The 26,906-nt window shown below is 73.1% G+C and carries 28 protein-coding genes and 1 pseudogene; 20 read left to right on the forward strand and 9 right to left on the reverse strand.

The features are described 5' to 3' along the window. Positions 1-78: 78 nt before the first annotated feature. From FB454_RS21050 to FB454_RS21060, 3 genes and pseudogenes are all read right to left on the reverse strand, one after another. Positions 79-762 carry a response regulator transcription factor gene (locus tag FB454_RS21050; RefSeq protein WP_145823316.1) on the reverse strand — a complete coding sequence of 228 codons (684 nt, stop codon included), beginning with the start codon at positions 760-762 and terminating at the stop codon, positions 79-81. A 1,054-nt stretch (positions 763-1,816) separates the two neighbouring features. Beyond that, positions 1,817-2,339: pseudogene (locus FB454_RS21055) on the reverse strand (ADP-ribosylglycohydrolase family protein). Between the two features lie 153 nt (positions 2,340-2,492). After that, positions 2,493-3,410, reverse strand: coding sequence for a RecB family exonuclease (locus FB454_RS21060; RefSeq protein WP_030274008.1), 918 nt, complete (start codon positions 3,408-3,410; stop codon positions 2,493-2,495). Between the two features lie 214 nt (positions 3,411-3,624). On the opposite strand from FB454_RS21060, the gene FB454_RS21065 reads away from it, so the two are divergent. From FB454_RS21065 to FB454_RS21075, 3 genes are all read left to right on the forward strand, one after another. Then, a complete protein-coding gene (locus FB454_RS21065; protein WP_151014987.1) occupies positions 3,625-4,683 on the forward strand; it encodes a M50 family metallopeptidase in 1,059 nt (352 codons plus the stop codon). Continuing rightward, positions 4,680-5,624 (forward strand): tRNA (adenine-N1)-methyltransferase, encoded by a 945-nt coding sequence (locus FB454_RS21070; protein WP_145823318.1) that lies wholly within the window; start codon positions 4,680-4,682, stop codon positions 5,622-5,624. Before FB454_RS21065 ends, FB454_RS21070 begins: the two co-directional genes overlap by 4 nt. A gap of 175 nt (positions 5,625-5,799) precedes the next feature. Further along, complete coding sequence (locus tag FB454_RS21075) at positions 5,800-6,372, forward strand: hypothetical protein (RefSeq protein ID WP_145823319.1); 573 nt, start codon at positions 5,800-5,802, stop codon at positions 6,370-6,372. Between the two features lie 59 nt (positions 6,373-6,431). Here FB454_RS21075 and FB454_RS21080 read toward each other — a convergent pair whose 3' ends face one another. Beyond that, a complete protein-coding gene (locus tag FB454_RS21080) occupies positions 6,432-6,725 on the reverse strand; it encodes a ferredoxin (RefSeq protein WP_013286103.1) in 294 nt (97 codons plus the stop codon). Positions 6,726-6,902: 177 nt separating this feature from the next. Here FB454_RS21080 and arc point away from each other — a divergent pair, with 177 nt between their 5' ends. The 8 genes from arc to FB454_RS21120 all read left to right on the forward strand — a co-directional run bounded on the left by arc (position 6,903) and on the right by FB454_RS21120 (position 14,371). Continuing rightward, positions 6,903-8,684 (forward strand): proteasome ATPase, encoded by a 1,782-nt coding sequence (gene arc, locus FB454_RS21085; protein WP_013286104.1) that lies wholly within the window; start codon positions 6,903-6,905, stop codon positions 8,682-8,684. A gap of 167 nt (positions 8,685-8,851) precedes the next feature. Continuing rightward, positions 8,852-10,369 (forward strand): depupylase/deamidase Dop, encoded by a 1,518-nt coding sequence (dop, locus tag FB454_RS21090; protein WP_071095207.1) that lies wholly within the window; start codon positions 8,852-8,854, stop codon positions 10,367-10,369. A gap of 107 nt (positions 10,370-10,476) precedes the next feature. Continuing rightward, a complete protein-coding gene (locus FB454_RS21095; RefSeq protein ID WP_013286106.1) occupies positions 10,477-10,683 on the forward strand; it encodes a ubiquitin-like protein Pup in 207 nt (68 codons plus the stop codon). After that, positions 10,661-10,942: an endonuclease domain-containing protein gene (locus FB454_RS21100; protein WP_145823320.1), complete on the forward strand. Its 282-nt coding sequence runs from the start codon at positions 10,661-10,663 to the stop codon at positions 10,940-10,942. The genes FB454_RS21095 and FB454_RS21100 overlap by 23 nt, the downstream gene beginning before the upstream one ends. After that, positions 10,861-11,700 (forward strand): proteasome subunit beta, encoded by an 840-nt coding sequence (gene prcB / locus FB454_RS21105; protein WP_176739678.1) that lies wholly within the window; start codon positions 10,861-10,863, stop codon positions 11,698-11,700. Before FB454_RS21100 ends, prcB begins: the two co-directional genes overlap by 82 nt. Positions 11,701-11,754: 54 nt before the next feature. After that, positions 11,755-12,588, forward strand: coding sequence for a proteasome subunit alpha (gene prcA / locus FB454_RS21110; RefSeq protein WP_013476947.1), 834 nt, complete (start codon positions 11,755-11,757; stop codon positions 12,586-12,588). Between the two features lie 146 nt (positions 12,589-12,734). Further along, positions 12,735-14,093 carry a Pup--protein ligase gene (gene pafA, locus FB454_RS21115; RefSeq protein ID WP_013286109.1) on the forward strand — a complete coding sequence of 453 codons (1,359 nt, stop codon included), beginning with the start codon at positions 12,735-12,737 and terminating at the stop codon, positions 14,091-14,093. A gap of 59 nt (positions 14,094-14,152) precedes the next feature. Then, positions 14,153-14,371 (forward strand): hypothetical protein, encoded by a 219-nt coding sequence (locus tag FB454_RS21120; RefSeq protein WP_013286110.1) that lies wholly within the window; start codon positions 14,153-14,155, stop codon positions 14,369-14,371. A 12-nt stretch (positions 14,372-14,383) separates the two neighbouring features. Here FB454_RS21120 and FB454_RS21125 read toward each other — a convergent pair whose 3' ends face one another. After that, positions 14,384-15,328: a hypothetical protein gene (locus FB454_RS21125; protein WP_013476946.1), complete on the reverse strand. Its 945-nt coding sequence runs from the start codon at positions 15,326-15,328 to the stop codon at positions 14,384-14,386. A 235-nt stretch (positions 15,329-15,563) separates the two neighbouring features. Between FB454_RS21125 and FB454_RS21130 the strand changes: the two genes are divergently transcribed. Continuing rightward, positions 15,564-16,112, forward strand: a complete 549-nt coding sequence (locus tag FB454_RS21130) for a carboxymuconolactone decarboxylase family protein (RefSeq protein WP_013286112.1) — start codon at positions 15,564-15,566, stop codon at positions 16,110-16,112. Positions 16,113-16,124: 12 nt separating this feature from the next. Here the strand turns inward: FB454_RS21130 and FB454_RS21135 are convergent, their stop codons facing one another. Further along, positions 16,125-17,210, reverse strand: a complete 1,086-nt coding sequence (locus FB454_RS21135) for a DUF3866 family protein (RefSeq protein ID WP_123111237.1) — start codon at positions 17,208-17,210, stop codon at positions 16,125-16,127. 44 nt (positions 17,211-17,254) lie between these two features. After that, positions 17,255-18,247 (reverse strand): cation diffusion facilitator family transporter, encoded by a 993-nt coding sequence (locus FB454_RS21140; RefSeq protein ID WP_013286114.1) that lies wholly within the window; start codon positions 18,245-18,247, stop codon positions 17,255-17,257. A 105-nt stretch (positions 18,248-18,352) separates the two neighbouring features. On the opposite strand from FB454_RS21140, the gene FB454_RS21145 reads away from it, so the two are divergent. From FB454_RS21145 to tatC, 5 genes are all read left to right on the forward strand, one after another. Then, entirely contained in the window at positions 18,353-19,351 is a 999-nt protein-coding gene (locus tag FB454_RS21145; RefSeq protein ID WP_013286115.1) for a helix-turn-helix transcriptional regulator, read from the forward strand. Continuing rightward, positions 19,348-20,355: a helix-turn-helix transcriptional regulator gene (locus FB454_RS21150; protein WP_013286116.1), complete on the forward strand. Its 1,008-nt coding sequence runs from the start codon at positions 19,348-19,350 to the stop codon at positions 20,353-20,355. Before FB454_RS21145 ends, FB454_RS21150 begins: the two co-directional genes overlap by 4 nt. Before the next feature lie 10 nt (positions 20,356-20,365). Beyond that, positions 20,366-20,614, forward strand: a complete 249-nt coding sequence (locus FB454_RS21155) for a hypothetical protein (RefSeq protein ID WP_013286117.1) — start codon at positions 20,366-20,368, stop codon at positions 20,612-20,614. Between the two features lie 216 nt (positions 20,615-20,830). After that, a complete protein-coding gene (gene tatA / locus FB454_RS21160) occupies positions 20,831-21,181 on the forward strand; it encodes a Sec-independent protein translocase subunit TatA (protein ID WP_145823321.1) in 351 nt (116 codons plus the stop codon). Between the two features lie 21 nt (positions 21,182-21,202). Next, positions 21,203-22,156 carry a twin-arginine translocase subunit TatC gene (tatC, locus tag FB454_RS21165; protein ID WP_145823322.1) on the forward strand — a complete coding sequence of 318 codons (954 nt, stop codon included), beginning with the start codon at positions 21,203-21,205 and terminating at the stop codon, positions 22,154-22,156. Between the two features lie 227 nt (positions 22,157-22,383). Here tatC and FB454_RS21170 read toward each other — a convergent pair whose 3' ends face one another. After that, positions 22,384-23,268, reverse strand: coding sequence for an ABC transporter substrate-binding protein (locus FB454_RS21170; RefSeq protein WP_036311557.1), 885 nt, complete (start codon positions 23,266-23,268; stop codon positions 22,384-22,386). A gap of 187 nt (positions 23,269-23,455) precedes the next feature. Between FB454_RS21170 and FB454_RS21175 the strand changes: the two genes are divergently transcribed. The 3 genes from FB454_RS21175 (at position 23,456) to FB454_RS21185 (ending at position 25,958) form a co-directional block, all read left to right on the forward strand. Continuing rightward, positions 23,456-24,154 carry a hypothetical protein gene (locus FB454_RS21175; protein ID WP_013286121.1) on the forward strand — a complete coding sequence of 233 codons (699 nt, stop codon included), beginning with the start codon at positions 23,456-23,458 and terminating at the stop codon, positions 24,152-24,154. Between the two features lie 119 nt (positions 24,155-24,273). After that, complete coding sequence (locus tag FB454_RS21180; protein WP_240322358.1) at positions 24,274-24,924, forward strand: fasciclin domain-containing protein; 651 nt, start codon at positions 24,274-24,276, stop codon at positions 24,922-24,924. A gap of 116 nt (positions 24,925-25,040) precedes the next feature. Continuing rightward, positions 25,041-25,958, forward strand: coding sequence for a diacylglycerol kinase family protein (locus tag FB454_RS21185; protein WP_486485436.1), 918 nt, complete (start codon positions 25,041-25,043; stop codon positions 25,956-25,958). Here the strand turns inward: FB454_RS21185 and FB454_RS21190 are convergent. Continuing rightward, the gene (locus tag FB454_RS21190; protein WP_145823324.1) at positions 25,921-26,883 is read right to left on the reverse strand and encodes an EamA family transporter; all 963 of its coding nucleotides are present in this window, start codon (positions 26,881-26,883) and stop codon (positions 25,921-25,923) included. The genes FB454_RS21185 and FB454_RS21190 overlap by 38 nt on opposite strands. Positions 26,884-26,906 lie beyond the last annotated feature (23 nt).

A 26,906-nucleotide genomic window follows, 5' to 3' on the forward strand; every position in this document is an offset into this window, starting at 1 on the left:
CCGACGTCAGGGCCTGACCCCGCGTGATGGTCAACACATCAGCCCCGCCGCTGGTCACGGTAGGCGACCCGCGCCACCTCAGCCGCCGGGACGGACCAGGCCCGTCTCGTACGCGAGCACGACCGCCTGGACCCGGTCGCGCAACCGTAGCTTCGTCAGCACATGACCGACATGGGTTTTCACAGTGGTCTCGCTGACCGACAGCAACCGGGCGATCTCCGCGTTGGACAGTCCACGCGCCATGTGGGTGAGCACCTCGCGCTCCCGGTCGGTCAGCGGCTCCAGCGCCCGCGCCGGCGCGGCGGCCGGGTCCGGCAGCACCTGGGCGAAGCGGTCGAGCAGCCGGCGCAGGATGCGTGGGGACATCACCGCGCCCCCGGCGGCCACAGTGCGGATCGCGGCGACGAGGTCCTCGGCCGGCACGTCCTTGGTGAGGAAGCCGCCCGCCCCGGCCCGCAGCGACCCGACGACGTGTTCGTCCTGCTCGAACGTGGTGAGCACGAGCACGCGGACCGGCAGCCGGGCCGACACGATCGCCCGGGTGGCGGCCACTCCGTCCAGGCGCGGCATCCGGATGTCCATCAGCACCACGTCGGGCAGCAGCCGCCGGGACAGCTCCACCGCCTCCACGCCGTCGCCGGCCTCACCCACCACGTTGAGGTCGTCCTCCGCGCCGAGCACCATCCGGAATCCGGTACGCAGCAGCGGCTGGTCGTCGGCGAGCAGAATCCGCACCGGCCGGGAGACGGCGCCCTCGGTCATGCATCCCCCTCGTCGTCCGGTCGGCGGTCCGGCCGGAGCCCGCCGGCACGCGCCCGCGATCCATCCAGCGCGAACCGGGCCGCGGTAACCACCGTAGAGGGCGCCGGCCGCCCGGTCGCCGATCAGGCCGCTCTGATCCCGCGGGTTGGCCGGGCTCTGCGCGCCGGCCCGCGCGGGATCGCGGGGCGCTCTGTGCGCCCGGCCCTCACGGGATCGTGGGCGGTCTGCGCGCACGGTCCGCGCGGGATCGCGCACGGCCCTCACGGGATCGTGGGCGGTCTGCGCGCACGGCCCGCGCGGGATCGCGCACGGCCCTCACGGGATCGCGAGCGGTCTGCGCGCACGGCCCGCACGGAATCGCAGGGCCCACGGTGACCTGGCGCCGCATTCGTCCCAGACACCCGATTCCGCCCCGCGGTGACCTGACACCGGAATCGCCCAGATCGGGGAGCGCCGCGCGCCGGCTCGGCGAGCCCGTCCCGGCCGGTGGTGCACGCCCCGCACGCATGATCGACCCCACTTCGCCGAGGTGGCTGCATCCCACCCCTATCGACCCCGCCACCTCCCCGAGGTGGCGTCACGCCCCCGTCGACCCCGCCACCTCGGCGAGGTGCTGCGTGCCCGGTCACCACCGATGGTGATCCACACCTGCTCGGGGAGGTTGCGGCATCATGCACCCGTCGACCCCGCCACCTCCCCGATGTGGCTGCGTCTCATCCCCGTTGACCCCGCCACCTCCCCGATGTGGCGGCGTCTCATCCCCGTTGACCCCGCCACCTCCCCGATGTGGCTGCGTCTCATCCCCGTTGACCCCGCCACCTCCCCGATGTGGCTGCGTCTCATCCCCGTCGACCCCGCCACCTCCCCGATGTGGCTGCGTCCCACCCCCGTTGACCCCGCCACCTCCCCGTTATGGCTGCGTCACGCCCCCGTCGACCCGCCACCTCCCTGACCTGGGTGCATCCCGCCCGTCAACCTCGCCACTTCGGTGAAGTGGTCCGGGTGCCCGGTCGCCACCGGTGGTGATCCACACCTGGTCGGGGAGGTTGCGGCATCACGCACCGCTCGATCCCGCCACCTCCCCGAAGTGGCGCGCATGCCCCCAGGCGGCGGAAAGTGGGCGGTCGCGCCCGCTCAAACCGGTGTACGCGGTAACGGTCCTGCCCGCGATGGCGGCTGTGGTGTCCACGTGGCCGCCCGCCTCCATGCAGACACGGATCGCGGCCGGACAGTCGTGCGGCAGCGTGGCGGCGACCCAGCCGCAGGAGCCCTGCCCGTCGAACGCGGACGCGGCAGCCACCGGCCACGGCGTGCCGGTACGGATCAGCCGCAGCACCGTCACCGCGCCCGGCCCGTACCCCCGGGTGTGGGCCGCAGCGCTGCGCGAACGCCAACGCCAGCCGGTCCCGGTCGATCCGTCCCCCGCCGGCCAGTCCGGCCACCACCGAACAGGCCATCTCGGTGTCGTCGGTCCACTCCCACGGCGCTCTGCGCGCCGGGCCCGCATCGGGCTCGGACGCGCTCCCCGCGCCCGAGCCGCGCGCGGGATCGCGGGCGCTCCGCGCGCCGGTCCGCACGGGATCGCGGGCGCTCTTGTGTGCGGTTACGGTCCGAACGGGTGGATTGACGGCGGGTACGACTGGGCATCACCGGCGTGCGCGGGATCGCCCGTCGATCCGGGCACCCTCCGGCCAGGCGTCAGCCCGGGCACCCTCCGGCGGGAGCGGAGGTCACTCGTCGGCGCCGGGCGCCACCGGGCGGGAGCGGGCGTCCACGAGCGGGTCGGGCGCGGCGGCGGCCACCGGGAACGGCGGCGGCGTCCCGCCGTAGCTCGGGCACAGCGCCTGGTGGTTGCACCAGTCGCACAGGCGGCTCGGCCGGGGACGGAAGTCCTGCCGGGCGGTGGCCTGCTCGATCGCCCGCCACAGCGCCACCACGGTGCGCTCGAAACGCACCAGCTCGTCGGCGTCCGGCGCGTAGTCGCAGACCTCGGCGTCCTTGAGGTAGAGCAGGCGCAGCACGCGCGGCACCACGCCCCGGGTGCGCCACAGCACCAGGGCGTAGAACTTGAGCTGGAACAGCGCGCGCGCCTCGAACGCCTCGCGCGGCGCCCCGCCGGTCTTGTAGTCGACCACCCGCAGCGCGCCGTCCGGCGCGACGTCGAGCCGGTCGAGGTAGCCCCGGATGAGAAGTTCGTCGTCCACCACCGCGGAGATCAGCGCCTCGCGCTCGGCCGGCTCCAGCCGGCGCGGGTCCTCCACCGCGAAGTAGCCGTCCAGCAGCGCCGTCGCCGACCGGAGGAACTCCTGCGGCCCGACGGCGTCGCCGTCGGCGAACAGCGTCGCCAGCTCCGGCTCCTCGGTGACCAGCCGGTCCCACTGCGGGGCGACCAGGTCACCCGCCGACTCCGGGGTGCGCGCCGCGGCCGGCAGGTCGAACAGCCGCTCCAGCACGGCGTGCACGAGGGTGCCCCGGGCCTGCTCGACGGTCGGCCGCTCGGGCAGCCGGTCGATGCTGCGGAACCGGTAGAGCAACGGGCAGGTCTTGAAATCTGCCGCCCGCGACGGCGACAACGAGGCCCGCACGGTGACCGGCGCCGGTGCCGCCGTCTGGTCGCCGTGACTGTCGATCATCGGTTCCGCCGTCATGACCGGAAGGTTAGGGCACGCGTGTGACAGGGCCGGCGTCGCCGCACCGAAGCATGATCGGGATCGCCGCGCCCTGGGTCGTCCCCGGCTGCGGGGCTCGCTGGAGCTCAGCTCACGTAGCATCGGGCCGGTGCAGCAGCGGAGCCGAGGACCCCGCCGGCCGGGGCTCAGCCTCGGCCGGGTCCTCGGGGTGCCGCTGCGCGTCGACGCCTCGATGCTGCTGCTCACCGTCGTGGTCACGGTGCTGTACGCGGCGCTGGCCCGCCGCCAGCTCGACCTCGGCCCGCTCGGCGGCTACCTGGTCGGCCTCGGCTTCGTGATCTCCCTGCTCGGCTCCGTGCTGCTGCACGAGCTGGGCCACGCGCTGACCGCCCGCCGGTACGGCATCGGTGTGCGGGGGATCACGCTGGAACTGCTCGGCGGCTACACCGAGATGGACCGCGACGCCCCCAGCCCTCGGGTCGAGCTGCTGATCTCCCTGGCCGGTCCGGCCGTCTCCGCAGTGCTCGGCGCCGGCGCGGTCGCCGCCACCCTCGCCCTGCCCGCCGGCACGCTCGGCCACCAGCTCGCCTTCCAGCTCGCGGTCAGCAACGTGGTGGTGGCGATCTTCAACAGCCTGCCCGGCCTGCCGCTGGACGGCGGCCGGGCGCTGCGCGCCGCCGTGTGGGCGCTCACCCGCGACCGGCACCGCGGCACCGAGGTGGCCGGCTGGGTGGGCCGGGCCGTCGCGCTGGGCACGCTGGCGCTGGTCGTGGTGCTCACCATGCGCCGGGCGCTGGCCCCGCTGGCCCTGCCGCTGCTGCTGCTCGTCGCGCTGACGCTGTGGCGCGGCGCCGGCCAGTCGATCCGGATGGCGCGCATCGGCCGCCGGCTGCACCTGGTCGACCTGGCCCGGCTGGCCCGCGCGGTGCTGCCGGTGCCCGCCGGCACGCCGCTGGCCGAGGCCCAGCGCCGCCGCGACGAGGCGGGCACCCCCGAGGCGGCGCTCGGCGTGGTCGACTCGGCCGGCCGTACGGTCGCCCTGGTCGACCCGGCCCGCGTCGCCGCCGTACCCCCGGAACGGAGGCCGTGGGTCGCGGTGGACGAGGTGGCCCGCGACCTGTCCGCCGTGCCGGCCCTGCCGCTCGGGGCGGACGGCGAGCGGGTGCTGGAGACCGTGCGCACCCACCCGGGCGCGCAGTACGTCGTGACGGCAGGCGAAGATGTGGTCGGCGTGCTGCACATCGCGGATCTCGCCCAGCTCCTGGAACCCGAACGGAAGACGAACACGTGACCGCAGAGATCTCCACCGTCCCGGCGTTGCCCCCGGTCCACCGCGGGCCGTTCCGGCCGGGCGACCGGGTCCAGCTGACCGACCCGAAGGGCCGGATGCACACCGTGACGCTGGAGCCGGGCAAGGAGTTCCACACCCATCGCGGGATCCTCAAGCACGACACCCTGATCGGCCTGCCCGACGGCAGCGTGGTCACCACCGCCGGCGGCGGCACCGCGTTCCTGGCGCTGCGGCCGCTGCTGTCGGACTACGTGCTGTCCATGCCGCGCGGCGCCCAGGTGATCTACCCGAAGGACTCGGCGCAGATCGTCGCCATGGGCGACGTCTTCCCCGGCGCCAAGGTGCTGGAGGCCGGCGCCGGATCCGGCGCGCTGTCCTGCTCGCTGCTGCGGGCCGTCGGCACCGAGGGTGAGCTGCACTCGTTCGAGCTGCGCGACGACTTCGCCCAGATCGCCCGCCGCAACGTCGAGGCGTTCTTCAACGGCCCGCACCCGGCCTGGAACCTGCACGTCGGCGACGTCGCCGACTGCGCCGAGACCGGATTCGACCGGATCATCCTCGACATGCTCACCCCGTGGGAGATGCTCGACATGGTCGAGCGGGCACTCGTGCCCGGCGGCGTGCTGATCGGCTACGTGGCCACCACCCCGCAGCTCTCCGAGCTGGTCGAGGCGCTGCGCGAGCGCGGCGGCTGGACCGAGCCGCGCGCCTGGGAGTCGCTCGTGCGCGACTGGCACGCCGAGGGGCTCGCCGTCCGACCGGACCACCGGATGATCGCCCACACCGCGTTCCTGGTCTCCGCGCGCAAGCTCGCCCCCGGGGTCACCGCGCCGCCGCGGCGGCGCAAGCCCAGCAAGGGCGCCGAGGCGTACGCGCAGCGCCGCGACGCCCTGCGCGCCGCCGCCGCGGCCCGCGCGGCGGAGGAGCCGGAGCAGCCCTGACCCCCGCCGCGCGCCCGCGCGCGCACGGGCGGATCATGTGTGCCGGTGGGGACGACACCTGAGCGGGTGGAGACGGTGGCATGAGCGAGCGGATCGGGGCGCGCGTCGGGCGGCGCGCCCGTGCCGGTGACCGGAACCGACGGCGGCGCCGCGGCGCGGGTCGGCGGGAGGCGGCGTGAGCAACCCCGGCTACGGCAACAACGACCTGCCCGCCGTCTTCCCGGACTGGTCGCCCTACACCGACCTGGAGTCGGCCGCCCGGGCGTACCTGCGCGACCCGGACATCGCCCTGGAGGCGCTCGACGGCGTGCTGCGCGGCGCCTCAGTGCTCGGCTTCACGCTGGAACGCTTCGTCAACGAGGTCAACGGCGTGTGGCAGGAGGTCGTCGTCTGCGACGGCAGCCGGCTGGTGCTCTGGCACGGCGAGGACGTGCCGCCGGGGGAGGGGCCGCCCGGCGCGATGACCTCGTCGCTGCGGGTGGTGCCGCTGTCCACCGTCACCGAGGTCGGCTGCCGGCGGCGGCTCATGCGCGCCGACAACGGCACCGTACGGGTCGACAGCATCGACGTGTACCTGCTGCTCAGCTCACTGGACGAGGCACCGCCCAGCGACGAGGCGATCGGCGCGCCCCGGCACGACGCGCTGCGATTCGGCAAGACCCTCGACGACGGCGGGGCCGGGCAGATCGCCCGGCTGGAGGAGTTCGCCCGGCTGGTCGCCTCGGTCGTCGGCCGGCCCCTGCTCTGAGGCGGACGCACGACGGGCCGGGGACCACACGTCCCCGGCCCGTCGTGTCCGTCTCCGCCTCAGTCCTCGGCCTCCGGGCCGGCCACCTCGACGCCGTCGCTGCCGCGCACCACGTGGATGCACTCGCCCGGGCACTCCTTCGCGGAGTCGATCACCTCGAGGCGCAGGTGCTCCGGCACGTCCACCCGGGCGCCGGGGGCCTGCCGCAGCTCGCCGTCGGGGCCCTTGACGTACGCCAGGCCGTCGACGTCGAACTCGAAGACCTCCGGCGCGTACTGCACGCAGAGCCCGTCACCGGTGCAGAGATCCTGATCCACCCAGACCTGCAACTGGTCGGTCGCGACGTCGGTCACGAAGCACCCCCCATGTTCTCCCGTCCCACGCTCCGACGGTACCCGAACGCCCGTACCCGCCCCGCGACCAGCCCTTCGCGATCAAGCTTCGGTGACGAGCGCGTTGCTGTGGACCGAATCGGGCTCATAGCGGCTAGTGTTAGGTCAGAACGTTCAAGCCCCCCGGGGAGGTGGGACGTGGCACGCAGCGACGACGCGGACTCGCGCGCCGCACGGTGGGAAAAGGAAGCCCACGATCTCTCCACGCAGGTCGCGTTCCTGCAAGAGGAACTCGCTCTGGTGCGGCGCAAGTTGACCGAAAGCCCTCGACACGTCCGGCAGCTCGAAGAGCGGCTGGCGGCCACCCAGGCACAGTTGGCGCGGCTGACCGAGAACAACGAGCGGCTCGTGAGCACCCTCAAGGAGGCTCGCGCGCAGATCGTGACGCTCAAGGAGGAGATCGACCGGCTCGCCCAGCCGCCGAGTGGCTACGGCGTCTTCCTGGCCAAGCACGACGACGGCACGGTGGACGTGTTCACCGGCGGGCGCAAGCTCCGGGTGGCCGTCTCGCCCTCGCTGGAGGTCGACGAGCTGCGCCGGGGCCAGGAGGTCCTGCTCAACGACGCGCTCAACATCGTCGACGCGTTCGGCTACGAGCGGGTCGGCGAGGTGGTGATGCTCAAGGAGATCCTGGCGGGCCCCGAGGGCGCTCCGGGTGACCGGGCACTCGTGGTCTCGCACTCCGACGAGGAGCGCATCGTGCACCTCGCCGAGACCCTGATCGGCAGCGCGATCCGGGCCGGCGACTCGCTCATGATCGAGCCCCGCTCGGCGTACGCGTACGAGCGGATCCCGAAGAGCGAGGTCGAGGAGCTGGTCCTGGAGGAGGTGCCCGACGTCGACTACGAGGACATCGGTGGCCTCCAGGCGCAGATCGAGCAGATCCGCGACGCGGTGGAACTGCCCTTCCTGCACTCCGACCTGTTCCGCGAGCATCAGCTCCGGCCGCCGAAGGGCATCCTGCTCTACGGCCCGCCCGGCTGCGGCAAGACGCTCATCGCCAAGGCGGTGGCGAACTCGCTGGCCAAGAAGATCGCCGAGCGGGAGGGCAAGGATCGGCACACCAGCTTCTTCCTCAACATCAAGGGCCCCGAGCTGCTCAACAAGTACGTCGGCGAGACCGAGCGGCACATCCGGCTGATCTTCCAGCGGGCACGGGAGAAGGCCGGTGAGGGCACTCCGGTGATCGTGTTCTTCGACGAGATGGACTCGGTGTTCCGCACCCGCGGCTCCGGCGTCTCGTCCGACGTGGAGAACACCATCGTCCCGCAGCTGCTCAGCGAGATCGACGGCGTCGAGGGCCTGGAGAACGTCATCGTCATCGGCGCCTCCAACCGGGAAGACATGATCGACCCGGCGATCCTGCGGCCCGGCCGGCTCGACGTGAAGATCAAGATCGAGCGGCCGGACGCCGAGGCGGCGAAGGACATCTTCTCCAAGTACATCCTCGCCGGCCTGCCGCTGCACGCCGACGACCTGGCCGAACACGGCGGCGACGCCCAGGCCACGGTCGCGGCGATGATCGACGCGGTGGTCCTGCGGATGTACTCCGAGACCGAGGAGAACCGGTTCCTCGAGGTCACGTACGCCAACGGTGACAAGGAAGTCCTCTACTTCAAGGACTTCAACTCCGGCGCGATGATCCAGAACATCGTCGACCGGGGCAAGAAGATGGCCATCAAGGAGTTCCTCACCTCCGGCCGCAAGGGTCTGCGCCTGCAGCACCTGCTCGACGCCTGCGTCGACGAGTTCCGCGAGAACGAGGACCTGCCCAACACCACCAACCCCGACGACTGGGCCCGCATCTCCGGCAAGAAGGGCGAGCGGATCGTCTACATCCGCACGCTCGTCTCCGGTGGCAAGGGCGCCGAGGCCGGACGGTCCATCGAGACCGCCAGCAACACCGGCCAGTACCTGTAGTCCGACCCCCTCGACGAAGGCCCGTGGCGTACGCGCCACGGGCCTTCGCGCGTACCCGGGGAAGCCGCCACACCGGACCCGGCGCTGCCGCCACGCCCCCTCGGCGCGTCACGCCGACTACGCTCGACGTGACGGGGACCGGGACGGCGAGCGGAGCGGGCAGGTCGATGAGCGTTAGACGGATCATGGGCACCGAGGTCGAGTACGGCATCTCCGTGCCCGGTCAGGCCGGAGCCAACCCGATGGTCACCTCCTCCCAGGTGGTCAACGCCTACGGGGCGCGGCCGGAACTCAACCGGGGCGGCCGGGCCCGCTGGGACTACGAGGAGGAGTCGCCACTGCGCGACGCCCGGGGGTTCACCTACTCCGGTGCCGCGTACGACCCGGCCGAGGCGCTCGCCGACGAGGATCTCGGGCTCGCCAACGTCATACTCACCAACGGCGCCCGCCTCTACGTCGACCACGCGCACCCGGAGTACTCCACACCCGAGGTCACAAACCCCCTCGACGTGGTGCGGTGGGACAAGGCGGGGGAGCGGGTGATGGCCGAGGCGTCCCGCCGCGCCGCGACCATCCCGGGCACCCACCCGATCCACCTGTACAAGAACAACACCGACAACAAGGGCGCCAGCTACGGCGCGCACGAGAACTACCTGATGCGCCGGCAGACGCCGTTCGCCGACATCGTGGCGTACCTGACGCCGTTCTTCGTCACCCGGCAGATCGTCTGCGGCGCCGGGCGGGTCGGCATCGGCCAGGACGGCGGCCAGAGCGGTTTCCAGATCTCCCAGCGGGCCGACTTCTTCGAGGTCGAGGTGGGACTGGAGACGACGCTCAAGCGGCCCATCATCAACACCCGCGACGAGCCGCACGCCGACGCCGACAAGTACCGCCGGCTGCACGTCATCATCGGCGACGCCAACCTCTCCGAGATCTCCACGTTCCTCAAGGTCGGCACCACCTCGCTGATCCTCGCCATGATCGAGGAGAAGGCGCTCGGCGCGGACCTGGGCATCGCCGACCCGGTGGCCGAGCTGCGCGCGGTCAGCCACGACCCGTCGCTCAAGCACCTGATGCGGATGCGCGACGGCCGCAGGCTCACCGCGTTGGACGTGCAGTGGGCGTACCTGGAGCGGGTGAGCTCCTTCGTGGACGACCGCTACGGCAAGGACGTGGACGCGCAGACGGCCGACGTGCTGCGCCGCTGGGAGAGCGTGCTGGACCGGCTCGGCCGGGACGCGTTCGAGTGCGCCGACGAGCTGGACTGGGTGGCCAAGCTGCGGCTGCTGGAGGGCTACCGGGAGCGGGAGAAGCTCGCCTGGGGCTCGCACAAGCTGCAACTGGTCGACCTCCAGTACTCCGACGTGCGGCCGGAGAAGGGCCTCTATCACCGGCTGGTGCAGCGCGGCTCGATGAAGACGCTGCTCACCGACGAGCAGACGCGCACCGCGATGACCGAGCCGCCGGAGGACACCCGGGCCTACTTCCGGGGCCGCTGCCTGGACCGGTACGCCTCCGAGGTGGTCGCCGCGAGCTGGGACTCGGTCATCTTCGACGTGGGCCGGGAGTCGCTGGTCCGGGTGCCGATGATGGAGCCCGAGCGGGGCACCCGCGCGCACGTCGGCGAGCTGTTCGACCGCTGCGAGAGCGCGAAGGATCTGCTGGAGACGCTCACCGGCGGGTGACCCCGATGCCGGAAGGCCCGCCGGGTGCCGGAAACGGGCACGCGACGGGCCTTTCGTCGCTCCCGCGAGGTAAGTTGATCGCAGGCGATCGTGGAGGAGGCACCACCATGGCGACGCAAGAGGGTGGGCAGACCCAGTCCGGCAAGTCCCGCGAGGAGGTCGAGGAGGTCACCGCGGAGGCCAACCCCGAGGTGGCTGAGCGGCACGCCGAGATCACCGAGGACGTGGACGACCTGCTCGACGAGATCGACTCCGTCCTGGAGGAGAACGCCGAGGAGTTCGTCCGAGGATATGTACAAAAGGGCGGCCAGTGAGGCATATGTCCGTTTCACCCGTCAGGGCGAAGGGCAGGCCGTCGACCGCCGGCACCACGATGATCGCACCGAACGGGTGCGCGGGATAATCTGCTTCAACTGCAACGGTGGTCTTGGCCGGTCCCGGGACGCTCCCGTGGGGCCGGCCGGGGCGATCACGTACCTGAGAGGAACCACGTGGCAGCGGGTTTTGATCCATCCGGGCGTCTTCCAGATGTGTTCACCAACGCGGGGACGTCCTCCTTCACAGCGTTCCTGAGCAAGGTGGCCCCCGAGATGCTGCCCGGCCGTCGGCCGCTGCCGCCCGGCATGGCCGCCGACATGGCGCCGCACGCGACCACCATCGTGGCCATCTCGGCCGCCGGCGGTGTGGTCATGGCCGGCGACCGGCGCGCCACGATGGGCAACCTGATCGCCCAGCGCGACATCGAGAAGGTGCACCCGGCCGACGCGTACTCGCTCGTCGGCATCGCGGGCACCGCCGGCATCGGCATCGAGCTGATGCGACTGTTCCAGGTGGAGCTGGAGCACTACGAGAAGATCGAGGGCGCGATGCTCTCGCTCGACGGCAAGGCCAACCGGCTGGCGTCGATGATCCGCGGCAACCTGGGCGCGGCCATGCAGGGCCTCGCCGTGATCCCGCTGTTCGCCGGCTTCGACCTGGCCGCGAGCGACCCGCAGCGGGCCGGGCGGATCTTCAGCTTCGACGTGACCGGCGGCCCGTACGAGGAGACCGGTTACGACGCCATCGGCTCCGGTTCGCTGTTCGCCAAGTCCGCGCTGAAGAAGCGGTTCCGGGCCGGCCTGTCGGTCGAGGACGCGACGCGGCTGGCGGTCGAGGCGCTCTACGACGCGGCGGACGACGACACCGCCACCGGCGGCCCCGACCTGACCCGGCGGATCTACCCGGTCGTGATGACCGCGACCGCCGAGGGCACCCACCGGCTCACCGACGCCGAGACGGCGGCGATCGCGGAGAGCGTGGTGTCCGGCCGGATGGAGAACCCCGGCGGCTGAGGCCGCTCCCACCGTCCACCGAGTCAGCAGTCCCGCAGAAGGAGAACCGCCGCCGTGGCCATGCAGTTCTACGCCTCGCCCGAGCAGATCATGCGCGACCGCTCCGAGCTGGCCCGCAAGGGCATCGCCCGGGGCCGCAGCGCGGTGGTCCTGAGCTACGAGGGCGGGGTGCTCTTCGTCGCCGAGAACCTGTCCAGCACGCTGCACAAGGTCAGCGAGATCTACGACCGGATCGGCTTCGCCGCTGTCGGCCGGTACAACGAGTTCGAGAACCTGCGCCGCGCGGGCGTGCGGATGGCCGACCTCAACGGGCTCAGCTACGACCGCCGGGACGTGACCGGCCTGGCGCTCGCCAACGCGTACGCGCAGACGCTGGGCGCGATCTTCACGGAGCAGTCGAAGCCGTTCGAGGTGGAGATCTGTGTGGCCGAGGTGGGCGCCACCGCCGAGGACGACTCCCTCTACCGGGTGACCTACGACGGCTCGGTGAACGACGAGCCGGGCCGGATGGCGATGGGCGGTCAGGCCGAGGCGATCAGCGGGGTGCTGAAGAACGAGCACCGGCCGGAGATGTCGCTGTCGGAGGCGGTCCGCGCCGCCATGAAGGCGCTGAGCAGCGTCGGCGGCGAGGGCGGGGCGGCCCGCACGATCGCCGCGAACCAGCTGGAGGTGGCGGTCCTGGACCGGCGCCGGGTGGGGCGTACGTTCCGGCGGGTGACCGGCGCGGCGCTCACCGCGCTGCTGGAGGGCGACGCCGAGGCCGACACCGCGCCCGCGCCGGGCCGGGCGAAGACGCCGACCGTGCCGACGGAGGAGGCGAAGAAGCCGACCACGTCGGCGGGTTCGGCCGATCTGGAGGGCAACGCGGAGGACAAGCCCGCCGAGTGACGACCGTCGCGGACCCCGCCACCTCGCCGAGGTGGCGGGGTTTTTCGCGTACGGATGCCGCCACCTCGCCGATCTGCGCGGGGGAGATCGCAAGCGGCGAGCGTCGGCGCTGCCCATCGGAGGCTCCGGGCGGCTAATGTCTCATCATGGAGCGGCGAATCTTCGGCCTCGAAACCGAGTACGGCGTCACCTGCACCTATCGCGGGCAACGCCGACTGTCCCCCGACGAGGTCGCGCGGTACCTGTTCCGGCGGGTGGTGTCGTGGGGCCGGTCGAGCAACGTGTTCCTGCGCAACGGCGCCCGCCTCTATCTCGACGTCGGTTCGCACCCGGAGTACGCGACTCCGGAGTGCGACTCGGTGACCGACCTGGTGGCACACGACCGGGCCGGTGAGCGGATCCTGGAGGGCCTGCTCGTCGACGCGGAGAAGCGGCTGCACGACGAGGGCATCGCGGGCGAGATCTACCTGTTCAAGAACAACACCGACTCGGCCGGCAACTCGTACGGCTGCCACGAGAACTATCTGGTGTCCCGGCACGGCGAGTTCGGCCGGCTCGCCGACGTGCTCATCCCGTTCCTGGTCACCCGGCAGTTGATCTGCGGCGCGGGCAAGGTGCTGCAGACGCCGCGCGGCGCTGTCTACTGCCTGTCCCAGCGGGCCGAGCACATCTGGGAGGGTGTCTCGTCGGCGACCACCCGCAGCCGGCCGATCATCAACACCCGCGACGAGCCGCACGCGGACGCCGAGCGCTACCGCCGGCTGCACGTGATCGTCGGTGACTCGAACATGAACGAGGTCACCACGCTGCTGAAGGTCGGCACCGCCGACATCGTGCTGCGGATGATCGAGGCCGGCGTGGTGATGCGCGACCTGACGCTGGAGAACCCGATCCGGGCCATCCGCGAGGTGTCGCACGACATCACCGGCCGGCGCAAGGTGCGGCTGGCCTCCGGCAAGGAGGTCTCGGCGCTGGAGATCCAGCAGGAATACCTGGCCAAGGCGACGGAGTTCGTGGAGCGCCGGGGCGGCGACCAGACCGCGAAGCGGGTGGTCGACCTGTGGGGCCGGGTGCTGCGCGCGGTCGAGACCGGCGACCTGGACCCGGTGGCCCGCGAGATCGACTGGGTCACCAAGCTGAAGCTGATCGAGCGTTACCAGCGCAAGCACGACCTGCCGCTGTCGCACCCGCGGGTGGCGCAGATGGACCTGGCCTACCACGACCTGCGGCGCGGGCGCGGCCTGTACGGGCTGCTGGAGCGCCGTCGTGAGGTGGACCGGGTGGCCACCGACCCGGAGATCTTCGAGGCGAAGGAGACGCCGCCGCAGACGACCCGGGCGCGGCTGCGCGGCGAGTTCATCCGCCACGCCCAGGAGAAGCGGCGCGACTTCACCGTGGACTGGGTGCACCTGAAGCTGAACGACCAGGCGCAGCGCACGGTGCTGTGCAAGGACCCGTTCCGGGCCTACGACGAGCGGGTGGAGCGGCTGATCGCCAGCATGTGATCGTGCGGGCGGCCGGTGCCCGGCACCGGCCGCCCGTCCACAGGTACGCTGGCGTCGCGATGAACACTTCCGAATCCGCCGGTGGGTCCGGCCGCGAGACGTCCTCGGACCGTGACGGCACCGAGAAGCTCAACTGGATCGACCGCCGGCGGGAGAAGATCCGCGCCGAGATCGAGCGCAACAGGCGCGGCGACTACACGGTGCCGACCTGGGTGCTGGCGGCGGCGCTGGTGCTGATCGTGGGCGCCTGGCTCGGGCTGATCCTGTTCCTCGGCTGAGTTCCGGGCCGGTCAGTTGTACGGCATCCGGGGGAACCAGCCGAAGCCGAACAGCGCAGGCACCCGCACGTCCCAGTAGACGACTGTGAAGACGCCGAGCGCGACGAGCAGCGCTCCGGTGACCACGGCGGCGCGGCGGGGGTCGGCCATCCATGCGAGGAAGCGTCCCCGGCTGATCGCCACGGCGACCGCGAAGACGACTGTGACGAGCACGATGTTGCCCAGCGACTGGAGCGTGAACGCCAGCGCTCCGTAGAGCGGGTTGCCGGTGTCGACGGCCCAGTGGAACAGCTTGTTGAACATCGGGTAGGGCCGGCCGACGAGGAAACCGCCGACGAGCGCGCCGATCGTCACCACCCGGGCGACGGGCCGGTGCGCGAAGACGTCCGGCACCAGCTTGAGCGCGGCGAGTCCGAGGTAGGTCAGGGCGAGTCCGATGACGCCGAAGACGACCGACGACTGGATGAGGCGTACCGGGACGCCGCCGACCACGTCGGTGGACAGCTGGGGCAGCCGGTCGCCGGCCAGCACGCCGACGACGCCGTAGCTCGCCGAGACGGCGACCATGCCGAGGGTCAGCCAGCCGACCGGGCGCAGCAGGGCACGCAGCGCCTGCCGGGTGCCACCGGCCGGGTCGGCGCCGGAGACCTGGCTCATCGGCCCGACCGAGGCCGCGACGGCGATGTTGCAGGCGGTGAAGGTGCCGGCGAAGCCGGAGACGAAGGCGAAGAGCAATCCGGCGACGGTGCCGGTGATGGCGGTCTCCTTGGCGTCGTGGCCCAGCACGGTGTTCGCGACGTTGTCGCCGATGACCTTGTCGACCAGCTCGAACGACCACAGGACGGCCAGCAGCACGCCGGCTGCCGCGCTGACCAGGGCGAGTCGGAGCCGGTGCCGGGGGCGATGGGGGGAGATCCCGGCGTCGGGGGTCGCGTCCGGGAACTGTCGCAGTGCCATGAGGGGCCTCCTAAACGGCGGCCGCACGCGTCCCCCGGGCAGCCGGGAACGACGCCTGTCAGTGGGGAGTGGTGGGGCCGGAGTCGAGTACCCGGCAAGTATGGGGAGGCCGGGCAGGGCCCTGGTTCTTCCATCATGCTGACCTGTCTCCGGCGTCTTCTCCGGCGCCGGCGGTGACGGCACTCTGGACGGCGAGGCCGCCGGCACCGCCGGCACGGACAGGGAGCGTGACGTCATCGCACACATCGATCTCGGGCTGGACGAGAAGGCACATCCGGGCATCCGAGGGCCGCTGCGGTTCCGGCCGGAGACGGCGAAGCCGCTGGGCGAGCTGGCGGAGGTGCTGCTGCGCGCGCCGCATCCCACGCTGACGCCGGGCGAGCGGGAGCTGATCGCGGCGTACGTCTCCGGCCTCAACGACTGCGACTTCTGCTGTTCGTCGCACGCGGCTTTCGCCGCCGCGCAGCTGCCCGCCGGGATGCCGTTGGTCGACCAGGTGCGCGCGGACGTCGGCACGGCCCCGGTCGACGCCAGGCTGCGGGCACTGCTGCACATCGCCGCCGCGGTGCGCCGCAGCGGCCGGGAGGTCACCACCGAACTGGTCGAGGCGGCCCGCGCGGAGGGCGCCACCGACCTGGAGATCCACGACACGGTGCTGATCGCCGCCGCGTTCTGCATGTTCAACCGCTACGTCGACGGTCTGGGCACCTGGACGCCGCGGGATCCCGAGGCGTACGCGCGAGCCGCCGACCACCTCGTCGCGAACGGTTACCTGGCGATCTGACGGCGGCGCGGCTCAGCCGAGCAGGCGGGCCGCGTACCGGCCGGCGGCGGCGGCGGCCAGGAAGTAGGCGTGGTCGGCGTCCAGGCCCCGGCCCATCGTGGACAGGCCGACCGGGGTGGCCCGCAGCGCCGCGTCGAGGCCGTCGGCAGGCACCGTGACGATGCGGTGCCGGTCGGCCAGCGGTGTCAGCGCCGCGGCGACCTCCGCGGCCAGGCCGGGGGCGAGGCCGTCCGGCACGACCAGCTCCGCGGGGGCCAGCGCGACCCGGCCGTACGCGGTCAGGCTGTGGTGGGAGACGCCACGGTGCCGGGGGCGGGCGTCGGCGTCGGAGATGCGCAGCGAGCCGACCGGGCGCCCGCCCAGCGTGGCGACCGCGTTCACTGCTTCGCCGACCGCGACGCCGGAGAAGCCCCAGCGGGTGCCGGTGCCGAGGTTGCCCGGCCCCTGGGCGACGATCGTCAGGTCGGCGTCGAGCACGTGCCGGGCGGCGAGCAGGCCGCTGTGCAGTGTGCTCGCCTCCAGGTCACCGCCGAACGCCTGGCCCACGCTGACCGTGCCGGCGAGGTGCCCGGACAGCCCGGCCAGGGTGCGGGAGAACCAGGCCGGCAGCGCGCCACCGTCGGTCAGCACGTACGCCACCCGGGCGTCGGGCGCGTCGGCGTGTACACCGGCCAGGATCGCCGGCAGCGCGGAGTGCAGATCGGCGGTGACCACCGGCATGCCGTCGACCGAGTCCGCGGCGGCCAGCCGGTCGTGGTGCGGCGACGCCTCCTCGTCCACGCCGAGGAGGATCGGTTGCAGCGGCGTGTAGCGGGCCTTGACCAGGTGCCCGGCGTCGCGGCTGTCACCGGCCTGCGGCGGGTCCGGCGGCAGCCGGTCGGGCAGCGCCACGACCAGCGCGTAGCCGCCGGTGCCGAGGCCCATCAGCAGCGCGCCGGCGTTGAGCAGCACCCGGTCGCCGGGTTCGGGCTCGCCGACCAGGGCCGGGTAGGCCAGGGCGCGCATCCGGGCGCCGTCGGGCAGGTCGACGTCGAGTTCGACAGCGCCGGCCCACCGTCGCCGTACCGCCGTGACCGTGCCGGACCGCCATCGCACCATGCGGTGCACCGTATCGGCCGCCGCCGGGACGGCTCCCGGGCGGGTCAGGGGTTCCGGTCGTCGACCGGGCGGCCCGCCTCGTCCTGGGTGGTGCGGGCGGTCCGGCCGGCCGAACCGGACCGGGTGGGGTCGAGGAAGACGTACGCGATCTCCGGGAAGTGCCCGGTGAGCCGGCGTTCGGCCTCGTCGGCGGCGGCCTCGATGTCGGCGCCGGTGGCGTCGTCACGGAAGTCGACCTTGGCGGCGACGAGGATGTCGTCGGGACCGAGGAACATGGTCATCAGGGTGTCGACGTGGTCCACCGTCGGCACGTCCGTCAGCTCCCGCTCGATGCGCCGGTGCAGCCGGTCGGAGACGGAGCGGCCGACCAGCAGCGAGATGTTGCTGCGCGCCAGCACGACGGCGACCACCAGCAGCAGTACGCCGATGAGGATCGAGGCGACGCCGTCGTACAGTTCGTCGCCGGTCAGGTGCGACAGGGTGAGCCCGCCGGCGGCGATCAGCAGGCCGATCAGCGCGGCGCTGTCCTCCAGGAAGACGGCCTTGACGGTGGTGTCGGCGGTCAGGCGCAGATAGCGGCGCGGGGTGGTGCCCCAGCGGCGTGACTCGCCGCGCACCTGCCGGACCGCCCGGGCCAGCGACACCGACTCGATCGCGAAGGAGACCGCCAGCACCACGTACGCGACGAGGTATTCGCCGCTGTGCTCGTGCACCAGGATGGTGGTGACGCCGTGCGTGACGGCGAAGCCCGCACCGGCGACGAAGGTGAACAGCGCGGCGAGGAACGCCCAGACGTAGCTCTCCTTGCCGTACCCGAAGGGGTGCCGGGTGTCGGCGGGCCGCGCGCCGCGGCGCAGCGCCAGGTAGAGCAGCACCTCGGTGGTGGTGTCGGCGAGCGAGTGGGCGGCCTCGGAGAGCATCGCCGCGGAGCCCGAGATCAGGCCCGCGACCAGCTTGGCGACCGCGATGGCGAGGTTCGCCGCGCCGGCCACCACGACAGTGCCGACGCTCTCGGTCTTGACCTCCGGTTCCGCCATGCGATCCACCCTATGACCGGTCGATGCCCGCCGCCGGGTGGGAAGACCCCCGCGCCGCGCCGCGCGGGTGCCCGCGCCGGACGCGCGGGCTGCTAGCGTTTGGGCGTGTCCCGGACCCGTACCGAACGCCTGGTCAACCTGGTGATCTGCCTGCTGTCGACGCGACGCTTCCTGACCGCCGCGCAGATCGCCGCGACCGTGCCCGGCTACGAGCACGACCCGGACGACGCCAAGGACCACGAGGCGTTCCAGCGCAAGTTCGAGCGCGACAAGGCCGAGCTGCGTGAGCTGGGCGTGCCGCTGGAGACGGGCACGGCGAGCGTCTTCGACGCCGAGCCGGGCTACCGGATCGCGCCGCGCGCGTACGCGCTGCCCGACATCCCGCTCGAACCGGACGAGGCCGCGGCCGTGGGCATCGCCGCCCGGCTGTGGCAGCACGCCGGGCTGGCCGCCGCCGCGTCGTCGGGGCTGGCGAAGCTGCGCGCCGCCGGCATCGACGTCGACCCGCAGGCGACCCTGGGCCTGGAGCCGATGGTCACCGTCGACCCGGCGTTCGCGCCGCTCACCGCCGCCGCGCGGGACCGGCGCGAGGTCAGCTTCGACTACCGCGTGCCGGACCGGGACGCGCCCACCCGCCGCCGGGTGCAACCGTGGGGCGTGGTCTGCTGGCGCGGCCGGTGGTATGTCGTCGGCCACGACCTGGACCGGGCGGCGACCCGCTGTTTCCGGCTGTCGCGGGTGGTCGGCACGGTCCGGGCGACCGGCGAGCCGGGCGCCTACGAGCCGCCCGCCGGGGTCGACCTGATCAGCCATGTGGCCCGCTGGTCCGGGCCGGTGGAACGCACCGGCCGGGCCACGGTGCTGGCCACGCCGGGCCGTGCCGCCGGGCTGCGCCGCTGGGCCGTCGAGTGCCAGGCCGGCCCCGACGGCGACCGGCTGGTGCTGCCGTACGCCGACGCCGACTACCTGGCCGGCCAGATCGTCGGGTACGGCCCGGACGTCCGGGTCCTGGAGCCACCGGAGGTACGGGAGGCGGTCATCCAGCGGCTCAAGGAGGTCGCCGCCCGGCACGACGAGCTGGCAGTGACCGGAGGTGCCCGGTGACCCGCCCGGCGTCCCGCGCGGGCCGTGCCTCCGCCGACCGGCTGGCCCGGCTGCTCAACCTGGTGCCCTACCTGCTGGCCCGCCCCGGCATCGAGATCGCCGAGGCGGCGCACGACCTCGGAGTGACCGAGAAGCAGCTCCGGGAGGACCTGGAACTGCTCTGGGTGTGCGGGCTGCCCGGCTACGGCCCCGGCGACCTGATCGACATGGCGTTCGACGGCGACCGGGTCACCATCACCTACGACGCCGGGATCGACCGCCCGCTGCGGCTGACCCCGGACGAGGCCCTGGCCCTGGTGGTGGCGCTGCGGATGATCGCCGAGACGCCCGGCGTGGCCAACCGGGAGGCGGTCGAACGGGCGCTCGCCAAGATCGAGAATGCCGCCGGTGACCTGGCCGGCGCGCCGGTCGAGGTCCGCCTGCCCGGCGACAGCGCCCGGGTACGCGAGCTGCGCGCCGCCGTCGAGCGCGGCCGGGCGCTGCGGATCACCTACTACACCCCGGCGCGGGACGAGACCACCGAACGCACCATCGACCCGCTGCGGATGCTGATGGTCGGCGGCCGGGCGTACGTGGAGGCGTGGTGCCGCCGCGCCGAGGGGGTACGCCTGTTCCGGGCCGACCGGATCGACGCGGTGACCGAGCTGCCGGAGCAGGCGGTGGTGCCGCCGCAGGCCCGCCCGCACGATCTCAGCGACGGCGTGTTCCGCCCGTCGGCGGACCTGCCGCTGATCACGCTGCGGATCGGCCGGGGCGAGCGGTGGATCACCGAATATTATCCGTGCGAGCGGGTCGAGGCCGACGGCGAGCAGTGGCTGGTGTCGCTGCGCGTCACCGACCTCGGGTGGGCCCGGCGGTTCGTGCTCGGGCTGGGCCCGGAGGTGACTGTGGTGGCCCCGGCCGAGCTGGCCGAGCAGGTACGCGCCCAGGCCGTGGCCGCGCTCGACGCGTACGCCACCCCGGCCGGCAGCGCCGACCCGGCAGCCGTCGGCGGCACCCGATAGGCTGACCGCCGTGGTGACGTGGATCGTGCTCGGGGTCGTGGTGTTCGCGCTGGTCGTACTGGCCCTGGCGATCCGTCCGGTGGTGAGCCGCCTGCCGGGGCTGCGCCGTTCCGCGCTGGCGTTGCAGCGCCGGGCGGTCGAGGCCGAGTCGCTGCGGTCGGCCGCCGAGCAGTTGCAGGCGCGGGCCGAGTCGCTCCAGGAGCGGGCGGCGGTCGCGCAGGAGCGGATCATGTTGATCAAGGCCAAGCGCGGCGACTGATCGACGCCGATCGGCCCGGTGAGCGTCGGCTGCGCGTTCCCGGGCGGTTGCGCGCAGAAATGCGCGGACCTGGACGGTTGACGGGACACTTCGGGTTGGTCGAAACTTCACCGATCGGGCCCGCACGAGCAGGCCCGCGGGGGTGGCAAGCCGCTGCGACACACGTACGATGGGCGACGACCCACCCTCACCGACACAGAGCGACTGGAGCTTCCCATGGGTGCCCTCAAGCCGTGGCACATCGCCGTACTCGTGGTCGTGCTGATCCTGCTGTTCGGCGCGAAGCGGCTCCCCGACGCGGCCCGCTCGCTGGGCCGCTCGCTGCGGATCATCAAGGCCGAGACCAAGAGCCTGCACGACGACGACCGCGATCTCGCCGAGAAGGCCGACGCGCAGTCCGGCTACCAGCCGCTCCCGCCGCAGCAGGGGCACGTGCAGCAGCAGCCGTACGCCCAGGGCCAGCAGCAGTACGCCCAGCAGCAGCCGTACGCGCCGCAGCCGCAGCCGCAGCCGCAGCAGCCCGTGGCCCCGCCGGCCGACCCGGTGCAGCGCGTCCGCGAGAACTGATCCGAGAGGGCCTCAACCACCGTGGCCTTCGGGTTGAAGAAGCGCGGCCCGAGCAGCTTCGCGCGCGCGGCCGACGGCTCGATGACGCTCATCGAGCACATCCGTGAGCTGCGCAACCGGCTGTTCCGGGCGTCGCTGGCGATCCTGGTCGGCTTCGGCTTCGGCATCTGGCTGGCCGAGCCGGTCCGGGTGCTGCTGTCCAAGCCCTACTGCGACCTGCCGCAGTCGTTCGACGCGGCGACGGGCAAGTGCAAGTTCGTGCAGCTCGGCGTCGCCGACGTCTTCCTGCTGAACCTCAAGATCGGCCTCTGGGTGGGCCTGATCATCGCCGCGCCGATCTGGCTCTACCAGCTCTGGGCGTTCATCGCGCCCGGCCTGCACCGCCACGAGCGGCGGTACGCATACGTCTTCACCGCCCTGGCGGCCCCGCTGTTCGCGGCCGGCGCGGTGCTGGCGTTCTTCGTCACCACCAAGGGGCTCGAGTTCCTGCTCGACATCTCCGGCGACGACATCGCGACCAACCTCGAGGTGACCCGCTACATCTCGTTCGTCACGAACCTGATCCTGCTGTTCGGTGTGGCGTTCGAGTTCCCGCTGATCGTGCTGATGCTCAACTTCGTCGGCCTGGCCAGCGCCAAGCGGCTGCTGAGCTGGTGGCGGGTGGCGGTGTTCGTGTTCTTCGCGTTCTCCGCCGTGGTCACGCCGACACCCGACCCGTTCGGCATGACCGCGCTGGCGATCTGCCTCTGCGCGCTCTACTTCGCCGCGGTGGGGGTGGCGTTCCTCAACGACAAGCGGCGCGGTCGCGGGCGTGAGGTCTACGCCGGCATCGCCGACGACGAGGTGTCACCGCTTGACCTGTCGGACGAGCCGGTGCCCGCCGGCGGCCGGATCGAGGCGTCCGAGCCCATCGGCGCACCCGAGCCGATCGTCGCCCCGAAGCCGATCGAGCGCCGCTACGACGACATGACCTGACCGACCCCGCTCACCGCCGGACGCCGTCCCCGCCTCACGGGGACGGCGTCCGCGTCTTCCCAGCCGCCCACCGCCGCCCGCCGAGGACGCTGACGCCCTGTCCCGCGTCGATCATGGACTTGGCGCCCCTCGAACGCCCGATATGAGCGGCTTGACCGGGCCGCAGCTGCAAGATCAACGAGGCTGGGGTGGCGGGGCTGGGGCGACGGGGTCGGGGCGGTGGGTGGTCAGGGGATGTGGCGGGCTGCTTCGGGGTGGGGTGGGGGGACCGCGTCGGGGTGCAGGATCGCGGCTATCGTCTCGGCGCCGTCGACCAGGCGCGGGCCGGCGCGCACGATCAGCCCGTCCGCGTCCAGCGCCCACACCTGCGCGTCCGGGAAACGCCCGGCCACCGCGGCGGCCTGCTCGGCCGCGCCGTCGAGACGGAACCCGCACGGCGCCACCAGCACCACCTCCGGGCGGGCGGCCCGCAGGGCCTCCCAGGTGGTAGGCGTGGACCGGGCGCCGCGATGGGTGGCCACCGGTTCGCCACCCGCGACGTCGACGAGGTCCGGGATCCAGTGCCCGGCGCCGAACGGCGGGTCCACCCATTCGACAACCGCGACCCGTGGCCGGGGCCGGCCCGCCACCGCCGCGCCGACCGCCGCGAGCCGGGCGCGCAGGCCGTCGACCAGCGCCTCCGCGCGGTCCGGCACCCGGGCCGCCGCGCCCACCGCGCGGATCGACTCCAGCACGTCGTCCAGCGTGTACGGGTCGAGCGACAGCACGTCGGCCCGGCATCCCAGGTGGTCCACGGCGTCGGCGACCCGGCCGGACGGCAGCGCGCAGACGCGGCACAGGTCCTGGGTGAGGATCAGGTCCGGGTCCAGCCCGGCCAGCGCGCCGGCGTGCAGCGTGTAGAGGTCTGCACCGGCCGCGACCTGCGCCCGGACGTACGCGTCGATGTCGCCGGGACTCATACCCCGGGTGTCCCGGCCGCCGACGACCACTGTGGTGCCCGACCGGTGGCGGGCGGGCACCTCGCACTCGAAGGTGACGCCGACCAGGTCGTCGCCGAGGCCGAGCGCGTACGCGATCTCGGTGGCGGAGGGGAGCAGGGAGACCAGCCGCATGCCCGCCATCATGCCGGTCGCGCGGACCGCCCCGGTGCGCGGGCAGATCGGATCGCCCTCGGGCCTTGCCGGGACGCCGTACCCGCTTAGACTCTGCTGACTCCGCCGAGCCCCCCGGGCGGTGTGCCGGGGTGCGTCGGCGCCCCCGTTCCGGTCAGCCCGTCTGACCTGCGCTCCGGAGAGCCCGATGAAGAGCCGTACCGCCGCCGTCCTGACCGTCCTCTGCGCGGCCACCGCGCTCACCGCCTGCGGTGACGACGAGCCCGCGCCGAAAGGCCAGCAGGTGCCGGTGACAGCCACCGACACCAGCTGCGAGGTCACCACCACGCTGTTCACCCCGGGCACCGTCACCTTCACCGTCACCAACCGGGGCCGGCAGGCCACCGGGGTCTACGTCTACGGCCGGGAGGGCGACGCCTTCACCAAGGTGATCGCCGAGGTCGCGGACGTGCCGGCGGGCCGTACCGGTGACCTGCGCGCCTCGCTGCAGACCGGCACGTACGAGGTGGCCTGCAAGCCGGGCCGGCAGGGCGACGGCGTCCGGACCAAGATCACCGTCTCCGACGACGGCAACCTCGCCAGCGCCGCCGCCGAGGTGGCCTACGACCGCTCGGTGACGATCGAGCTGACCGACGACGCGATGACCGGCGTGGACGCCCTGATCGCCGAGCCCGGCGAGAAGATCGCGTTCAAGGTGACGAACAAGACCGCCGGGGCCCGGACGCTGTACGTGCTCAACCCCGAGGGCAAGCGGGTCGCCGAGATGAAGGCCGGGGCCAACGGCACCGCCGAGACGGTGGTGACGCTGGGCGCGGCGGGGGACTGGTCGCTGAAGGTCAAGGGCGACGGCGTGCCGTCGGTGAGCAAGCCGCTGGTGGTCCGCTGAGGCACAGGGACGTCGATCCGAAGTCGGTCGATCCGGGTGCATCCACCGGGGACGGTCCGGGCGAAGCAATGGTCGTGACGACAGTCACGGACCTGGTCGCTTCGACGAAAGGCTCCCCGATGAACATCGCTCGTCTCGCCGCCCGGCTGGCCGTGGGCGCCACCGCGGCGGCGGTGGCCACCACCGCCGTCGCCGTGCCCGCCCAGGCCGGTGCCAAGCAGCCGGGTACGCGGTCGCTGGCCGCCGTGCTCACCGCCGACAAGAGCGGCTTCGACCGCAACTCGCGGGACTTCGACGTCCTCACGAAGGCGGTCCTGACGGTGCTGCAGGCCAAGCCGGACTCGCCGGTGAAGGTGCTCACCGACGGCACCGTCGCGCTGACCGCGTTCGTGCCGAACGACTACGCGTTCCGCGAGCTGGTGCGGGACATCACCGCCGCGAAGAAGCTGCCCGGTGAGAAGGCCGCGTTCGAGGCGGTCGCCGGCCTGGGCGTGGACACCGTGGAGGACGTCCTGCTCTACCACGTCGTGCCCGGCGCGACGATCGACCGGAAGGCGGCGCTGAAGGCCGACGGCGCGGACCTGACCACCGCGCTCGGCGCCACCGTCGAGGTGGACGTGAAGCGCTGCTGGTACGGCCGTGAGGTGCGCCTGGTCGACGCCGACACCAGCGACCGCAACGCCAAGGTGGTGCGGTACGACATCAACAAGGGCAACAAGCAGATCGCGCACGCGGTGGACCGGGTGCTGCGCCCGATCGACCTCCCCTGAACCACCCCCGCCACGGCGCCCGGCACCCCCTGCCGGGCGCCGTCGGCGTGTGCCGCCCGCCCGCCGTGTGACCTGGCTCTGGTGGGCGGCGCGAGCCGTGCCGTACGGTGCTCGCCGTGACCGCGCACGATCATGTCCCGTCCGGCCCCGTCGCCGTGCTCGCCAACCCGACCGCGGGCCGGGGGCGGCACCGCGGTCTGCTGCCCGGGATCCTGGAGCGCCTCGCCGGAGCCGGCCGCCCGGTCGAGCTGCTGCGCGCGCGTACCCCCGAGGAGGCGGAGGCGGCGTGCCACGCCGCGGTCGCCGGCGGCGCCGGGGCGCTCGTCGCGGTGGGCGGCGACGGCACTGTGCACCGGGCGATGCAGGCGGTCGCCGGCACGGCCGTGGCGTTCGGGCCGGTCCCGGCGGGCACCGGCAACGACTTCGCGGTGGAGACCGGCTTCCCGGCCGACCCGACGGCCGCCGTCGAGGTGATCACCGCGGCGCTCGCCGCCGGCCACACCCGCCCGGTCGACCTGGCGCGGCTGTCCCGGCCCGGCGAGGCGGACCGCTGGTTCGGCGCGGTGCTCGCGGCCGGCTTCGACGCGATCGTCAACGAACGCGCCAACCGGATGCGCTGGCCGCGCGGCCCGCGCCGGTACGACCTGGCGATCGTGGTGGAGCTGGCCCGGCTGCGGCCACGTCGCTACCGGCTGGTCCTCGACGGGGAGGCGCAGGAGGTCGACGCGGTGCTCGTCGCGGTGGGGAACACGGCCAGCTACGGCGGCGGCATGCGGATCTGCCCGGACGCCGACCCGCACGACGGCCTGCTGGACGTGGTGGTCGGCGGCCGGTTCGACAGGCGCACGCTGATGCGGGTCAAGCCGCAGATCTACCAGGGCACCCACGTCACGCACCCGCTGGCGCGCGTCTACCGGGCGCGGACGGTGGAGCTGTCCGCCGACGGCATCACCACGTACGCCGACGGGGAACGCTCCTTCGACCTGCCGGTGACCGTCACCGCGGTGCCGGCGGCGCTGCGGCTGCTGCGCTGACCACCGCCGGGTCCGCCTCGGACGGCACGCCGGGAACGGCCGGCGGCGCGGGAGAAGGCGGCGGCGCGGCGGCGCGGACCGCGCCGGCGCTCGCGGCGACCACGAGCGCGATGGCGAGCACCTCGACCGGGCGCAGCGCCTGGCCGAGGACCAGCCAGCCGGCCACGGCGGCGATCGCCGGACCGAGACTCATCATCACCGCGAACGTCGCGGTCGGCAGCCGCCGCAGCGCGGCCAGCTCCAGGCTGTACGGCAGCACCGAGGCGAGCAGCGCCAGCCCGGTACCGAGTCCCAGCACCACCGGGTCGGCGAGGCGACCGCCGCCGTCGGCCAGCCCGAACGGCAGCGTGAGCAGCGCCGCGACGGTCAGAGCGAGGGCCAGCCCGTCGGCGCCGGGGAACCGCGCGCCGATCCGCGCCGAGCAGACGATGTACGCGGCCCACATGGCGCCCGCCGTCAGCGCCAGCGCGGCGCCGGCCGGGTCGAGCCGGTCGAACCCGCCCTGCCCGAGCAGGACCACCCCGGCCAGCGCCAGCGCGGCCCAGCACCAGGCGGCCATCCGGCGCGCGGCGATCACGGACAGCGCCAGCGGGCCGAGCACCTCAAGCGTGACGGCCGGGCCGAGCGGGATCCGCTCGATCGCCTGGTAGAAGATCGAGTTCATGCCGGCCAGGGCCAGCCCGAACGCCAGCACCGCCGCCCAGTCGCGTCGCCCGTACCCGCGTACCCGGGGGCGGCAGACCACGAGCATCAGCAGCGCGCCGATGGTCAGCCGCAACGTCACCGCCCCGGCCACCCCGGCACGCGGGAACAGCAGCGCGGCGAGCGCGGAGCCGAACTGCACCGACAGCGCCCCGCCGAGTACCAGCGCGACCCCGCCGAGCCGTCCCGGCGCACGCGGCGGCAAGGGGTGGGCACCGGTCATGCCCCTGACGGTATCCGGTGCGC

The sequence above is a fragment of the Micromonospora sp. CNZ297 genome (genome assembly GCF_007827625.1).

Bases quoted from the DNA above. Each gene is read 5' to 3' on its own strand.
- FB454_RS21175 (WP_013286121.1), top strand. From the start codon at position 23,456: ATGAAGAGCCGTACCGCCGCCGTCCTGACCGTCCTCTGCGCGGCCACC.
- FB454_RS21135 (WP_123111237.1), bottom strand. From the start codon at position 17,210: ATGGTGCGATGGCGGTCCGGCACGGTCACGGCGGTACGGCGACGGTGG.
- FB454_RS21050 (WP_145823316.1), bottom strand. From the start codon at position 762: ATGACCGAGGGCGCCGTCTCCCGGCCGGTGCGGATTCTGCTCGCCGAC.
- FB454_RS21190 (WP_145823324.1), bottom strand. From the start codon at position 26,883: ATGACCGGTGCCCACCCCTTGCCGCCGCGTGCGCCGGGACGGCTCGGC.
- FB454_RS21065 (WP_151014987.1), top strand. From the start codon at position 3,625: ATGCTGCTGCTCACCGTCGTGGTCACGGTGCTGTACGCGGCGCTGGCC.
- FB454_RS21170 (WP_036311557.1), bottom strand. From the start codon at position 23,268: ATGCGGCTGGTCTCCCTGCTCCCCTCCGCCACCGAGATCGCGTACGCG.
- FB454_RS21095 (WP_013286106.1), top strand. From the start codon at position 10,477: ATGGCGACGCAAGAGGGTGGGCAGACCCAGTCCGGCAAGTCCCGCGAG.
- dop (WP_071095207.1), top strand. From the start codon at position 8,852: ATGAGCGTTAGACGGATCATGGGCACCGAGGTCGAGTACGGCATCTCC.
- FB454_RS21125 (WP_013476946.1), bottom strand. From the start codon at position 15,328: ATGGCACTGCGACAGTTCCCGGACGCGACCCCCGACGCCGGGATCTCC.
- tatA (WP_145823321.1), top strand. From the start codon at position 20,831: ATGGGTGCCCTCAAGCCGTGGCACATCGCCGTACTCGTGGTCGTGCTG.
- FB454_RS21060 (WP_030274008.1), bottom strand. From the start codon at position 3,410: ATGACGGCGGAACCGATGATCGACAGTCACGGCGACCAGACGGCGGCA.
- FB454_RS21180 (WP_240322358.1), top strand. From the start codon at position 24,274: ATGAACATCGCTCGTCTCGCCGCCCGGCTGGCCGTGGGCGCCACCGCG.
- FB454_RS21140 (WP_013286114.1), bottom strand. From the start codon at position 18,247: ATGGCGGAACCGGAGGTCAAGACCGAGAGCGTCGGCACTGTCGTGGTG.
- FB454_RS21120 (WP_013286110.1), top strand. From the start codon at position 14,153: ATGAACACTTCCGAATCCGCCGGTGGGTCCGGCCGCGAGACGTCCTCG.
- pafA (WP_013286109.1), top strand. From the start codon at position 12,735: ATGGAGCGGCGAATCTTCGGCCTCGAAACCGAGTACGGCGTCACCTGC.
- FB454_RS21100 (WP_145823320.1), top strand. From the start codon at position 10,661: ATGTACAAAAGGGCGGCCAGTGAGGCATATGTCCGTTTCACCCGTCAG.